Source organism: Pseudomonas sp. 58 R 3, from assembly GCF_900006605.1.
GTDB lineage: Bacteria > Pseudomonadota > Gammaproteobacteria > Pseudomonadales > Pseudomonadaceae > Aquipseudomonas > Aquipseudomonas salomonii.
In genome coordinates this window covers 136,800-150,623 of the sequence record NZ_CVTT01000050.1, presented here as the reverse complement: position 1 = coordinate 150,623, position 13,824 = coordinate 136,800, and the positions used below count along the sequence as shown (strand labels likewise).

Annotated in this window: 7 protein-coding genes; 3 read left to right on the top strand and 4 right to left on the bottom strand. The window is 60.1% G+C overall.

The window, feature by feature from the left end; translation table 11 throughout:
* Window positions 1-73 precede the first annotated feature (73 nt).
* The 4 genes from cysN to BFP92_RS13255 form a co-directional block, all read right to left on the bottom strand.
* On the bottom strand, window positions 74-1,963 hold the full coding sequence (gene cysN, locus BFP92_RS13270) for a sulfate adenylyltransferase subunit CysN (RefSeq protein ID WP_065929821.1): 1,890 nt from the start codon (window positions 1,961-1,963) through the stop codon (window positions 74-76).
* The gene (gene cysD, locus BFP92_RS13265; protein ID WP_239694263.1) at window positions 1,963-3,570 is read right to left on the bottom strand and encodes a sulfate adenylyltransferase subunit CysD; all 1,608 of its coding nucleotides are present in this window, start codon (window positions 3,568-3,570) and stop codon (window positions 1,963-1,965) included. Before cysD ends, cysN begins: the two co-directional genes overlap by 1 nt.
* Window positions 3,571-3,599: 29 nt before the next feature.
* The gene (locus BFP92_RS13260) at window positions 3,600-4,493 is read right to left on the bottom strand and encodes a DMT family transporter (RefSeq protein WP_065929820.1); all 894 of its coding nucleotides are present in this window, start codon (window positions 4,491-4,493) and stop codon (window positions 3,600-3,602) included.
* A 64-nt stretch (window positions 4,494-4,557) separates the two neighbouring features.
* Window positions 4,558-6,183, bottom strand: coding sequence for a methyl-accepting chemotaxis protein (locus tag BFP92_RS13255; RefSeq protein WP_065929819.1), 1,626 nt, complete (start codon window positions 6,181-6,183; stop codon window positions 4,558-4,560).
* Window positions 6,184-6,571: 388 nt separating this feature from the next.
* Here BFP92_RS13255 and aceK point away from each other — a divergent pair, with 388 nt between their 5' ends.
* From aceK to BFP92_RS13240, 3 genes are all read left to right on the top strand, one after another.
* Window positions 6,572-8,281: a bifunctional isocitrate dehydrogenase kinase/phosphatase gene (gene aceK / locus BFP92_RS13250; RefSeq protein WP_065929818.1), complete on the top strand. Its 1,710-nt coding sequence runs from the start codon at window positions 6,572-6,574 to the stop codon at window positions 8,279-8,281.
* Window positions 8,282-8,464: 183 nt separating this feature from the next.
* A complete protein-coding gene (hrpA, locus tag BFP92_RS13245) occupies window positions 8,465-12,376 on the top strand; it encodes an ATP-dependent RNA helicase HrpA (RefSeq protein WP_065929817.1) in 3,912 nt (1,303 codons plus the stop codon).
* Window positions 12,377-12,619: 243 nt separating this feature from the next.
* Window positions 12,620-13,741 carry a beta-ketoacyl-ACP synthase III gene (locus BFP92_RS13240; protein ID WP_056861495.1) on the top strand — a complete coding sequence of 374 codons (1,122 nt, stop codon included), beginning with the start codon at window positions 12,620-12,622 and terminating at the stop codon, window positions 13,739-13,741.
* Window positions 13,742-13,824: the final 83 nt, after the last annotated feature.

Here is a 13,824-nt window from a genome sequence, read left to right as displayed (position 1 = left end):
CTGTTTATAATTTTGCGAAGCTTAACATACCTGTTTTTCAATAGGTATGCGGTGTCAAGCCCTCAGCAGATCTTTATTTGTTTATGTGCTGCATCAGCTTGCTAACGGCACGGTTCAGTTCGGTCTGAGCGGCATCAATATTCAGGTCAGCTTCGATCGGAGCTTCATAAGGGCTGCCCACCCCTGACAGGTTCGGCAATTGCCCGGCCCTGGCCTTTTTATACAAGCCTTTCACATCCCGCTCTTCACACACTTCAAGTGTTGTACTGACGTACACCTCTACAAACCGGTCCTCACCAATCAGTTCTTTCGCCATTTGCCGCTCTCTCCTGAACGGCGAGATAAAGGCCGTCAAGACGATAAGCCCGGCATCCATCATCAGTTTGGCCACTTCGGCAATACGCCGGATATTTTCCACGCGGTCCGCATCGGTAAAGCCCAGGTCTCTGTTCAGGCCCTGGCGCACGTTATCGCCGTCGAGAATATAGGTGCGATAGCCTTGGGCATGCAGTTCCAATTCCAGCGCGTTGGCCAGCGTTGATTTGCCCGACCCCGACAGCCCGGTAAACCAGATGACTTTGCCAGGGTGGCCATTGAGCTTTTCCCGGTCTTCACGGGTAATCGAAAGGGCCTGTCGGTGCACGTTCTGCGCCCGCCGCAGGCTGTGGTTGATCAGGCCTGCCGCGACGGTGGCGTGGGTAACGCGGTCCACCAGAATGAAGCTTCCCAGGGTCCTGGATTGTTGATAGCTGTCAAATACCAGGGGTTTGCTGGTTGCCAGGGTGCAGACACTGATGTCATTCAGGGACAGATGGCGGCTGGCATCACGGGCAAGGGTGTTGGTGTCGATGCGATATTTTATGTTGGTGATTGAAGCCGATGCCCATTGCGTCGCCAGTTTGATGTCGTAGCTGCGGCCGTTGAGCCCTGCGTCTTCGTTCATCCAGATCAGCACGGCTTCAAACTGGTCGGTGACCTCCAGCGGGCTTTGACTCAGGGACAGTATGTCACCGCGTGACACGTCGATTTCCTTGCTCAGTGTCAGCGTAACGGCGTCTGGGGCAGTGGCGCACTGGGTGGAGCCGTTCATGCCGATAATGTCGGTGACCGTAGCGGTGTGGCCCGAGAGGCTTGCGCGCACCTCATCGCCGACGCTGACCTTACCTTCTGCCACACAGCCGCTGAACCCTCGAAACGAGGCATCCGGACGATTCACCCATTGCACCGGAAATACCAGGCGCTCGGACGCAGGCGTAGCCATCTCAAGGGTTTCCAGGCAGCCCATCAGGGTCGGGCCGTTGTACCAAGGCGTGTGAGTGGAGCGTTGGGTGATGTTGTCACCCTTGAGCGCGCTGAGAGGGATCGGGATGATCTTCTCGAACCCCAGGCTTTGGGAAAACTCGCGGAACTCGTCGGTAATCTGGCGAAAAACGCCCTCGTCGAACCCGATCAGGTCCATCTTGTTCACGGCCAAGACCACCTGGCGAATGCCCATCAACGACACCAGGTAGGCATGCCTGCGGGTTTGCGTCAGCACGCCCTGTCGGGCATCGATCAGGATCACCGCGACATCGGCGGTCGACGCCCCCGTGACCATATTGCGTGTGTACTGCTCGTGGCCTGGAGTGTCGGCGACGATGAACTTGCGTTTGGCGGTGGAGAAAAAACGGTAGGCCACGTCGATAGTGATGCCCTGTTCACGCTCGGCGGACAGGCCGTCGACCAAGAGTGCAAAGTCGAGATCCTTGCCCTGGGTGCCGTGTTTTTTCGAGTCGGCGTGCAGTGCCGTCAGTTGATCGTCGGTGAGTTGCCGTGCATCCCACAGCAAGCGGCCGATCAGTGTGCTTTTGCCGTCGTCGACGCTGCCGCAGGTGATGAAACGCAGCAGGTCCTGGTCACCCTGTTGTGCCAGAAAGGCTTCGATCGTTGCATCAGTGGCGAGCGCAGTAGGTTCGAGTGCCATCAGAAATAGCCCTCCTTTTTCTTCTTTTCCATGCTTGACGCGCTGTCACTGTCAATCGCTCGGCCTTGTCGCTCGGAGCGGGTGGAGCCCAGCAATTCAAGGATGACGTCGGCGGCGGTGAGGGCGTTTGACTCCACCGCGCCGGTCAGTGGGTAGCAGCCCAGGGTGCGAAAACGCACGTTGCGCGCTTCAATTTTCTCGTCCGGGAGCAACTTCATGCGTGAATCATTCACCATAAGTGCCACGCCATTACGGATAACGACAGGCCTTTGTTTTGCGAAATAGAGTGGGACCAATGGGATGTTTTCCTGGTGGATGTATTGCCAGATATCGAGTTCTGTCCAGTTGGACAGCGGAAAAACGCGAATGCTCTCGCCAGGATTTTTATGGGTGTTGTAGAGGTTCCATACCTCGGGACGCTGGTTTTTTGGATCCCATTGATGGCTTTTGCTACGGAAGGAAAACACGCGCTCCTTGGCGCGGGATTTCTCTTCATCGCGGCGTGCGCCACCAAACACCAGGTCAAATTTGTACTTATCCAGGGCTTGCTTGAGGCCTTCGGTCTTGGTCAGGTCGGTGTGCAGCGCCGAGCCGTGGTCAAAGGGGTTGATGTTCTTGCTGATCGCCTCGGGGTTGATATGCACCAGCAGGTCCATGCCGCTTTCGCGCACCATGAAATCGCGGAACATGTACATCTCCTGAAACTTCCAGCGCGTGTCGACGTGCAAGAGCGGGAAGGGCGGTACAGAAGGGTAAAAGGCTTTGCGGGCCAGGTGGAGCATGACTGCGCTGTCTTTGCCCATCGAATACAGCATGGCTGGGTTTTCGCATTCGGCCACCGCTTCGCGGATGATTTGCACGCTCTCTGACTCAAGTCGCTTGAGATGAGGCGTGAGCGACTTTGCCGGGGAATGTGGCGCGCGCAATGGGCTTTCGTCGAGTATCGGGGCATAACTGAGCAACCCGAGTTCGACGCTGGCCGGCGGGCAGGCTTGCCTGCAAATGGCAGTGAGACGTCCGCTGGGAAACACGACGATGTATTTGCCAATGTGGGTCTGCAAGCGCTGCAGGGCATTGGCCAGTGCCTGGGAATCAAGCGGCACCGGTCCGAGGGGCAGCCAGTAGCGTGCGCCCCTGGCGTCATTGGCGTGCAAACAGTCTTGGCCGTCCGGTGTACGGAACAATTGCGCGAAGATCACCAGCTTGCGCTTGGCCCGCGCTCTTTCTATATCCCAGGCCAGCACGACAGGGGTCGGTGGGCGTCCCAACTCATCTTCAAGGGTGTGCGCCGTGAGTTCGGCGGGCAGCAAGCCCAATTCGTGCAGGCGGCGCTCGGCCGTGCGTTTGGTGTCGGCTTGTTCGAGCGCATGAAGGTGTTGATAAGCCGAGTGCGTATCCCATACAACGGGGGCATCCAAGCCGAAAAAGTCTGGGTTGGGCATGATGACCTTTGTCGCATTTTGCGAATTTGTCCATTTGTGCGGCGTAAAATACATTATTTGTATTTTTTTTATGTATTTTGTTTCTGATTTGCAAATAGCGACGATCTGGTGTGGGAAACCTCCACGCCACGCTGCAAGAATGGCTACGGCCAATATCTCAAGCATTTACTGCGTGACCAGATGATGACGGGCGCCTAGCGGGCCGATAATTTCCCTGGTCGCAGCACCAGCCAAAGGGCGCCCCCAATCAACACCCCGCCATACAAATGCGCCATCGACAACGGCTCTCCCAGCAACAACGCCCCCCACAACACCCCAAACGGCGGAATCATAAAGGTCACGGTCATCGACTTCACCGGCCCAATCGACGACAGCAAGCGGAAGTACAGGATGTAGGCAAACGCCGTGCACACCAGCCCCAACCCCAACAATGACGACCACACCTGCCAGCCACCCCAGCTCGCCGGTGGATGGCTGATGGCGCTGTAGGCAAAGAACGGCAGCAAGAACAGGGTCGCGCCGAGCATGCTGCCCAATGCCGAAAGCCGGCTGTCCAGGCCGCCACGCTGATCGAGCCAGCGCCGCGCAAGGAACCCGGCGAAGCCGTAGCACGTGGTGGCCAGCAGGCAGGCCAGTGCGCCCATCAACAAGTCCCTATCAAAGGCTACCGGCCCGGCACGGGTCAGGATTCCTACGCCGAACAGGCCCAAACACACACCTGCGATTTTCGAAGGCGTCAGGCGCTCGCTGAAGAACAACCCGCCGATCAACACGCCCATCAACGGCGTGGTGGCGTTGAAGATCGCCGAGTAACCCGCCGGCAGCACCTGAGCGGCCACGGAATACATAGTCGCGGGTATCCCGGAGTTGATCACGCCGAGCAGCAGCACGGTCTTGAACTTGCCCTGGAAGTCCCAGTTCACGCGCATCACCGTGAGGATCACCAGCAAGCCGGCGGCGGCGATCGACACGCGAAAAAACGCAGTCGGCACCGTGCCGATTTCCGGCGCGATAATGCGCATGAACAGGAAACTGGCGCCCCAAATGGCAGCCAGCCCCAACAGGTACAGGGTGTCGACAGGTCTCACGGAACACTCCTACATCAATAAGGCGGCGAGTGTTGCCCAGTGGCCTGCGCGACACAATCGCTAATTACAGGACAAACCGCGTCACCATGCCGTTGAGGTCCACCGCCAGGCGTGACAGTTCCTGGCTGGCCGCCGAGGTCTGGGTGGCGCCGGCGGCGGTCTGGGTCGACAGGTCGCGGATGTTCACCAGGCTGCGGTCGACGTCACGGGCTACCAGGGCCTGTTGCTCGGCGGCGCTGGCGATCACCAGGTTGCGTTCGCTGATCTGCGAGATGGCCGCAGTGATTTTTTCCAGGGCGCTGCCGGCGCTGTTGGCCCGCTGCAAGGTCTGGCCGGCGTGCTCGGCGCTGCTGTTGAGCGCTTCGACAGTGCCTTGGGTGCCTTGCTGGATGCCGTTGATCATCTGCTCGATTTCTTCGGTGGAGTCCTGGGTGCGTTGCGCCAGTGAGCGCACCTCGTCGGCCACCACGGCAAACCCGCGCCCAGCCTCGCCTGCGCGGGCGGCTTCGATGGCGGCATTCAGCGCCAGCAGGTTGGTTTGCCCGGCGATGCCGCGGATCACTTCCAGCACTTTACTGATGTCCTGGGCCTGCACCGCCAGGCCTTCGGCTTTGTTGGACGCACCGAGTACTTCGTCCACCAGGCTCTGGATCGCGCTGATGGTTGCGCTGATCTGGTAATGACCGTGCTTGCTGTCTTCGTCGGAGGCCGTGGACGCCTCGGCGCTGGACACTGCATTGGCCGCGACTTCGTCCACCGCCGCGCTCATCTCGTTGACGGCGGTGGCGGCCTGTTCGATCTCATCGTTCTGCGCTTGCAGGCCACGGGTGCTCTGCTCCATCACCGAACTCATCTCTTCGGCTGCGGAGGCCAGTTGCTGCGCCGACTCGCTGATGCCATGAATGGTGGTGCGCAACTGATCCTGCATGGTGGCCAGGGCCGTCAGCAATTGCGCCGGTTCGTCGCTGCCTTTGACCACGATGGGCTGGCTCAAATCGCCACCGGCAATGGTGCGCGCCACAGCCAGCGCCTGGCCCAGCGGGGTGGTGATGCTGCGGGTCAGCAGCCAGGCGAGCAACAAGGTCGTGATCAGTGCGCACAGGATGATCAGGCCGACCACCCACTGCGCGCGGGTGTACATCTGCGCCGCCGCGTCCGCGGCGGCTTCCACGCCTTGCTGATTGAAGGTAATCATGTCCTCCAGGCTTTTATTCAAGACCGTGCCCTGTGGGCCGATGCGTGTGTTGAGCAGGTCGATGGCGTCTTGCTGCTGGTCCTTGTCGACCAGCTCCATCATCTGGCTGACGATGCTGTTGTAAGTGTTCACATCGCTGTTGAGTTGCTTGAGCATGGCGCGCTCTTCGTCGCTGCTGAGCAGGTCGGTGTGGTGCTCGAGCAGGGTGTTGAGTTCGTTGCGCTGGCGGGCGATCAGGCTTTTGCTGTTGTCGCGGATCCTTGATTCGTCGGTGGTCACCATGCGCATCGACTCCAGGCGGATGTTGGCGATGCAGGCTGCAGCGTCGTGGATATTCTCGATGCTCGGCATCCACGACTCTTCCATCACCAGCGCGCTTTCGCGCAGCTTGGCCATCTGCCCCAGGCCAAACATTCCGACGATCACCAGCATGCTGGCCAACACCCCAAAACTCAGGCTGGCGCGCAGACCGATCGGCATATTCCTCAATGACATCTTATTGCTCCTTAGGCGATTTGAACCGGTTCCCGGGTCGGTCTTCAGACCTTGTAAGGGTGGGAAAGGGCGCGCTGTATATCAAAGTGCCATTAAGGTAGTAATCGGGGTTTCCCCTAAGCGGTGCCGAGGTCGTTACATCAGTTATGAATTCACCGGTGGGTACGTTTTGCGCTCGGCGAGGGCAGGGCCACGCAGTTCAAAGCCTGTAGCGGTGAGTCGGGTGACTTTTTGGTGCTTTTATTGACCGAGTGGTCTACTTATTAAAACTGAAACTAAATGTACAAAATGCATGATGTTGTACAGTCAGGCCGTGCAAATCATCCTTCTCCTGCCTCGATTCACTGGCTAAGCTCAGGCATCCAGATACCCGTTCGAGGTTTCCCGCATGTCGCCATCCGCCCCTGCCATTGCCCGCATGATCCTCGATGGCTTCGACGATTACCGTGAGCACTTTCGCCAGATCACCGACGGTGCCCGCGAGCGTTTCGAAACGGCTCAGTGGCAACAAGGGCAGGCGGCATCGGCGGCGCGGATCAATTTGTATGAAGAGAAGGTCGCTGAAGTCACGGCACGTCTGCGTGCCCACTTCGATGAGGCGGCGTTGCTGGCAGTGGACGAGTGGCCATTGGTTAAAAGCGCGTACATCGGCCTGATCGATCTGCGTTTTGACGATGAGCTGTCCGAGACCTGGTACAACTCGATCTTCTGCGGGCTGTTCAGCCATGACCTGATCAGTGACGGCTGCATGTTCATCCACACCACGCGGCCGAGCCTGCGCCGGGCGCGTGCGGCGCAAACCCGCACCTATCAACCTGCGGGCGACCTGGCGGCGACGCTGGCGCAGATCTTCGCCGATTACCGCTTCAGCGAAGCCTATGCCGACCTCGACGGCGACCTGCGCCGCCTCCAGGCGCAGCTGCGCGAAAATCTGCCGGATTGGGTGTGCAAAGACCCTGAGCTGAGTATCGAGCTGTTTTCGTCGGTGCTTTACCGTAATAAAGGTGCCTACCTCGTGGGCCGCATTTACACCCGCGACGAGCAGTGGCCACTGGTGATCCCGTTGCTGCACCGCGAAGGGCGCGGCATCCAGATCGATGCGCTGATCACCGACGAAGCCGATGTGTCGATCATCTTTTCCTTCACACGCTCATACTTCATGGTCGATGTGCCGGTGCCGGCGGAGTTTATCGGCTTTCTCAAGCGCATCCTGCCCGGCAAGCATATTGCCGAGCTGTACACCTCGATCGGTTTCTACAAGCACGGTAAATCGGAGTTCTACCGCGCGTTGATCAACCACCTGGCCACCACCGATGATCAATTCATCATGGCGCCCGGCGTGCGCGGCATGGTCATGAGTGTGTTCACGCTGCCGGGTTTCAACACCGTATTCAAGATCATCAAGGACCGCTTTTCGCCGTCGAAAAACGTCAACCGTGCCACGGTGATCGAGAAGTACCGGCTGGTTAAAAGCGTTGATCGGGTGGGGCGCATGGCCGACACCCAGGAGTTTGCCGACTTCCGCTTTCCCCTAAGCAAATTCGAGCCCGAATGCCTGGCCGAGTTACTGGAAGTCGCCGCCGGCACGGTGCAGGTGGAGGGCGATACGGTGCTGATTCGCCACTGCTGGACCGAGCGGCGCATGACCCCGCTCAACCTCTACCTGGACAACGCCAACCCCGCCCAGGTGCGCGAAGCCCTGGAAGACTATGGCCTGGCGATCAAGCAACTGGCGGCGGCGAACATCTTCCCCGGCGACATGCTGCTCAAGAACTTCGGCGTCACCCGCCACGGTCGTGTGGTGTTCTATGACTATGATGAAATCTGCTTTCTCACCGAAGCCAACTTCCGCCACATCCCCGCACCGCGCACGCCCGAAGATGAAATGGCCTCGGAGCCCTGGTACTCCATCGGCCCGCTGGACGTGTTCCCGGAAGAGTTCCCGCCGTTCCTGTTCGCCGATGCCGGCCAGCGCAAACTGTTCGACGAGTTGCATGGCGAGTTGTACAACGCCGACTACTGGAAAGGCCTGCAGGAAGCGATTCGCGCCGGCAAGGTGATTGATGTGTTTCCGTATCGGCGCAAAGACCCGCTGTAAACGCATACTCCTGTGGGAGCGGGCTTGCTCGCGAATGCGGTGTGCCAGTCACCTCAATGGTCAACTGATGCACCGCTTTCGCGAGCAAGCCCGCTCCCACATTTAGAGAGGCGTCTGCCAGATCAGCCGCTTTTCTGCCACACTTGCCGGCCGTGCATAAATAGACGACCTGCAAAGTACCTGATGACTGACCAAGCGCCCGCTATCGACCAACTGCTCAAGAACCTCGATCACGCCATGCTCGCCGACCGCCACCGCTTGCGGCGCCAGTTGCTTGAGCTGCGCAAGAAGCCTGACGAGGAGAAGCTGGCGCAGTGGGTCACGCGTATGCAAGCGTCCTGCGCCCAGGTCACCGCGCGGCGCGCCAGCCTGCCGGTGATTCGCTATGACGACAGCCTGCCGATTGCCGCCAAGCGCGACGAGATCAAAGAAGCGTTGCTCAAGCATCAGGTGCTGATCATTGCCGGCGAAACCGGCTCGGGTAAAACCACCCAGTTGCCGAAGATCTGCCTGGAAATCGGTCGCGGCCAGTACGGCCTGATCGGCCACACCCAGCCACGCCGGATTGCTGCGCGCAGCGTCGCCAGCCGGGTTGCCGAAGAGCTTGCGACACCCTTGGGCGCGCTGGTCGGCTATCAGGTGCGTTTCGAAGATCAGAGTGACTCCAACACCCTGATCAAGCTGATGACCGACGGTATTTTGCTGGCGGAAACCCAGAACGACCGTTATCTGGAGCGCTACGACACCATCATCGTCGACGAAGCCCACGAACGCAGCCTGAACATCGACTTCCTGCTCGGTTACCTGAAAACCCTGTTGCCGCGTCGCCCGGACCTCAAGGTCATCATTACCTCGGCGACCATCGACCTGGAGCGCTTTTCCAAGCACTTCGACGATGCGCCGATTGTCGAGGTCTCGGGCCGCACCTTCCCGGTCGACACCTGGTACCGCCCGCTGACGCTGGAGCAGGACGAGGAGGGCAACCGCGTCGAGGACGACTTGACCGTCGACCAGGCGATTCTCGCCACCCTCGACGAAATTGCCGCCTATGAGCGCAGCGAACGTCGCAGCCCCGGCGATGTGCTGGTGTTTTTGCCGGGCGAACGCGAGATTCGCGACGCCGCGGACATGCTGCGCAAGGCCCAGCTCAAGCACACCGAAATTTTGCCGTTGTATGCGCGCCTGTCACCGGCCGAACAGCAGCGGATTTTCCAGTCTCACCCAGGCCGCCGCGTGGTGCTGGCGACCAACGTTGCGGAAACCTCGCTGACCGTACCGGGCATCCGTTATGTGATCGACAGCGGCACCGCGCGCATCAGCCGTTACAGCTACCGCGCCAAAGTGCAGCGCCTGCCGATCGAGGCGATTTCCCAGGCCAGTGCCAACCAGCGTAAAGGCCGCTGCGGCCGGGTTGAGCCGGGCATTTGCATTCGTTTGTACAGCGAAGAAGATTTTATCGGCCGCCCGGAATTTACTGACCCGGAGATTCTGCGCACCAACCTCGCTGCGGTGATCCTGCAGATGCTGCACCTGCGCCTGGGCGAAATTACCGACTTCCCGTTTATCGAGCCGCCGGATGGCAAGGCGATCAGCGACGGTTTCAACCTGCTGCAAGAACTCTCGGCGGTGGACCGCAACAGCCAGCTCACGCCCCTGGGCCGCCAGTTGGCGCGCCTGCCGGTGGACCCGCGCATGGGCCGCATGTTGCTCGAAGCGGCCAAGCTCGGCAGTTTGCAGGAAGTGTTGATTGTGGCCAGCGCCATGTCGATACAGGACCCACGCGAGCGTCCGCCGGAGCGCCAGCAAGCTGCCGACCAGGCCCACGCGCAGTGGAAGGATGCCGATTCGGACTTCGCCGGGCTGGTCAATCTGTGGCGTGGCTTTGAAGAACAGCGCCAGGCACTGACCGCCAGCCCGTTGCGCAACTGGTGCCGCAAGAACTTCCTGAATTACCTGCGCCTGCGCGAGTGGCGTGACTCCCATCGCCAGTTGAGCCTGATCTGCCGCGATATGCAACTGACGGTCAACAAGGAACCGGCCGACTTTGCGAAACTGCACAAGGCGGTGCTGTCCGGCCTGCTCAGCCAGATCGGGCAGAAGACCGAAGACGGCGATTACCTCGGCGCACGGCAGCGGCGCTTCTGGATTCACCCGTCTTCGGGTATCGGCAAAAAGCGTCCGCAATGGCTGATGGCCGCCGAACTGGTGGAAACCACCAAACTGTATGCGCGCATGGTCGCCAAGATCGATGCCGACTGGATCGAGCCGCTGGCCGGGCACCTGATCAAGAAAAACCACTTCGAACCGCACTGGGAAAAGAAGCGCGGCCAAGTGGTGGCGTTTGAGCAGATCACCCTGTTCGGGCTGATTGTGGTCGGGCGCCGGCCGGTGCATTACGGGCCGATTGACCCGGTGGTGTCCCGCGAGTTGTTTATTCGTGAAGGGTTGGTACGCGGCGAGATTCAATCCCGCGCCAAGTGCCTCACGGCCAACCAGCAACTGCTGGAACAGCTCGATGAGCTGGAGGCCAAGGCCCGTCGTCGTGACATTCTGGCGGATGAAGAAACCCTGTACGCCTTCTATGACGCGCGCTTGCCGGCAGAGATCCACCAGACCGCCACGTTCGACAGCTGGTACAAGGTCAACAGCCAGAAAGACCCGCAACTGCTGATCATGCGTGAAGAAGACGTGCTGGCCCGCGAGGCCAGTGAAGTCACCGCCGCGCATTACCCGGACACGCTGCATTTGGGCGACCTGGAACTGGCCCTGAGTTACCACTTTGAACCCAACCACCCCCGCGACGGCGTAACCCTGCGCGTACCGGCGCCATTGTTGCCGGCATTGCCGCCCGAGCGTCTGGAGTGGCTGGTGCCGGGTGTGATCGAAGCCAAGTGCATTGCGCTGGTGCGCAACCTGCCCAAGGCGCTGCGCAAGAACTTTGTGCCGGTGCCGGACTTCGTCAAGGCCGCCCTGCAACGTATCGAATTTGGTCAGGGCTCGCTGCCTCAGGCACTGGGCCGCGAATTGCTGCGCATGACCGGCGCGCGGGTCAGTGATGAGGCCTGGGCCGAGGCGGCGCAGCAGGTGGAAAGCCACCTGAAGATGAACCTTGAAGTGGTTGACGGCCAGGGCAAGTTCCTGGGCGAAGGCCGCGATCTGGCCGAGCTGACCGCACGTTTCGCCGAGGCCAGCCAGGCCGCATTGGCGGTGCCGCAGACTGCGAAAAGCCAGCAGCCGGTGGAAGCCAAGGTGTTTGCCGCCGTGGCGGAAAAGACCCAGCAAAAGATTGCCGGCCTGTCGATGACGGTGTATCCGGCCCTGGTCGAAGAAAACGGCACGGTCAAGGAAGGGCGTTTTTCCACCGCCGCCGAAGCCGAGTTCCAGCACCGTCGCGCCTTGCAGCGCCTCCTTATGCAGCAACTGGCGGAACCGGCAAAATTCCTGCGGGGCAAACTGCCCGGTTTGACCGAACTGGGCCTGATGTACCGCGAGCTGGGGCGCATTGATGCACTGGTGGAAGACATTCTATTGGCCAGCCTCGACACCTGCGTGCTCGAAGGCGAAGCCAGCCTGCCGCGTGACGGTGCCGGTCTGGCTGCGTTGGCCGAACGCAAGCGCGGCAGTTGGGCCGAGCACGCCGAGCGCCTGGCGCGTTTGACCCTGGACGTGCTGAAACTCTGGCATGGTTTGCAGAAGCGCTTCAAAGGCAAAATCGACCTGGCCCAGGCCGTGGCGTTGAACGACATCAAACAGCAACTCGGCAACCTGGTGTATCAGGGTTTTGTGCGCGAAACCCCGGCGCACTGGTTCAAGGAATTGCCGCGCTTTCTCAAAGCCATCGAACTGCGCCTGGAGAAACTGCCGAGCCAGGTGCAAAAAGATCGCGTGTGGAGCACTGAGCTGGGCGGCTTGTGGGCGCAGTACCAGAACCGCCTGAACAAACACGCCCAGGAAGGCAAGCGCGACCCGCAGCTGGAGCTGTACCGCTGGTGGCTGGAGGAATACCGGGTGTCGCTGTTTGCTCAGCAGTTGGGCACCAAGGTGCCGATTTCCGATAAGCGTTTGAGCAAACAATGGAACCAGGTCGAAGCCTGAGTTCTTCCTCGATCCTCCAGCCAGCTCCCAGTGAATTGCGGGGGGTTAATCCCGGGGATGGCGCCAAATCCGCGAGGTTGTGGCAAACTTCGCAGTCATAAAGACCGGTAACGCCGCGAGACGCTGTGGCGCGATGGGATAAAGCGTTGCCAGTTTGATGCCCGCTGGAGGGCATTGAACGACTTAAAGTTTGGTACGACGGTACCAATTTCTTCTCTGCCTGACAGATTTAGAGGAACGACCGTGCATAACGTCGTCATCAGCGGCACTGGCCTGTACACCCCGGCCAACAGCATCTCCAACGAAGAGCTGGTGCAGTCTTTCAATGCTTACGTGCAACAGTTCAACAGCGATAACGCCGCGGCCATCGAGCGCGGTGAGGTGCAGGCGCTGACCGAGTCCAGCGCGGCCTTTATCGAGAAGGCATCGGGCATCAAGAGCCGCTTTGTGATGGACAAGGACGGCATCCTTGACCCGCAACGCATGGCTCCGCGCTTGCCCGAGCGCAGCAACGACGAGTGGTCGGTACTCTGCCAGATGGCCATCGGCGCCGCCGAACAAGCCCTGCAGCGCGCCGGCAAGACCGCCGCCGACATTGATGGCGTGATCGTCGCCTGCTCCAACCTGCAGCGCGCCTACCCGGCCATCGCCATTGAAGTCCAGGAAGCCCTGGGCATCCAGGGTTTCGGCTTCGACATGAACGTGGCGTGTTCCTCGGCGACCTTCGGCATCCAGAACGCCGCCAACAGCATTCAGTTGGGCCAGGCCCGGGCGATCCTGATGGTCAACCCGGAAGTCTGCACCGGCCACTTGAATTTCCGCGATCGCGACAGCCATTTCATCTTCGGTGATGCGGCCACGGCGGTGATCCTCGAGCGCGCTGATCTGGCGACCTCCGAGCACCAGTTCGACGTGGTCAGCACCAAGCTGCTGACCAAGTTCTCCAATAACATCCGCAACAACTTCGGTTTCCTCAACCGTACCGCCGAAGAAGGCATCGGCGCGCCGGACAAACTGTTCGTGCAGGAAGGCCGCAAAGTCTTCCGGGATGTCTGCCCGATGGTTGCCGAGTTGATCGGTGTACATCTTGAAGAAAACCAGCTGAACGTGACCGACGTGAAGCGTTTCTGGCTGCACCAGGCCAACCTGAGCATGAACCACCTGATTGTGAAGAAACTGCTGGGCCGCGAGGCCTCGGTGGAGGAAGCGCCGGTGATCCTTGATACTTACGCCAATACCAGCTCGGCAGGTTCGGTGATTGCGTTTCACACCTACCAGGACGATCTGCCCAAGGGCTCGGTTGCGGTGCTCAGCTCGTTCGGCGCGGGTTACTCGATTGGCAGCGTGATCCTGCGCAAGCGCTGATCCTGTGGGGGCTGGCTTGCCTGCGATGGCATCACTGTGGTGTGACTGATCCACCGGGGTGCCTGCATCGCAGGCAAGCCAGC

What these genes read in the sequence shown, in the direction of transcription:
- cysD (WP_239694263.1), bottom strand. Translation starts at nt 3,570, where the DNA reads ATGCTTGAGATATTGGCCGTAGCCATTCTTGCAGCGTGGCGTGGAGGT.
- cysN (WP_065929821.1), bottom strand. Translation starts at nt 1,963, where the DNA reads ATGGCACTCGAACCTACTGCGCTCGCCACTGATGCAACGATCGAAGCC.
- aceK (WP_065929818.1), top strand. Translation starts at nt 6,572, where the DNA reads ATGTCGCCATCCGCCCCTGCCATTGCCCGCATGATCCTCGATGGCTTC.
- BFP92_RS13255 (WP_065929819.1), bottom strand. Translation starts at nt 6,183, where the DNA reads ATGTCATTGAGGAATATGCCGATCGGTCTGCGCGCCAGCCTGAGTTTT.
- hrpA (WP_065929817.1), top strand. Translation starts at nt 8,465, where the DNA reads ATGACTGACCAAGCGCCCGCTATCGACCAACTGCTCAAGAACCTCGAT.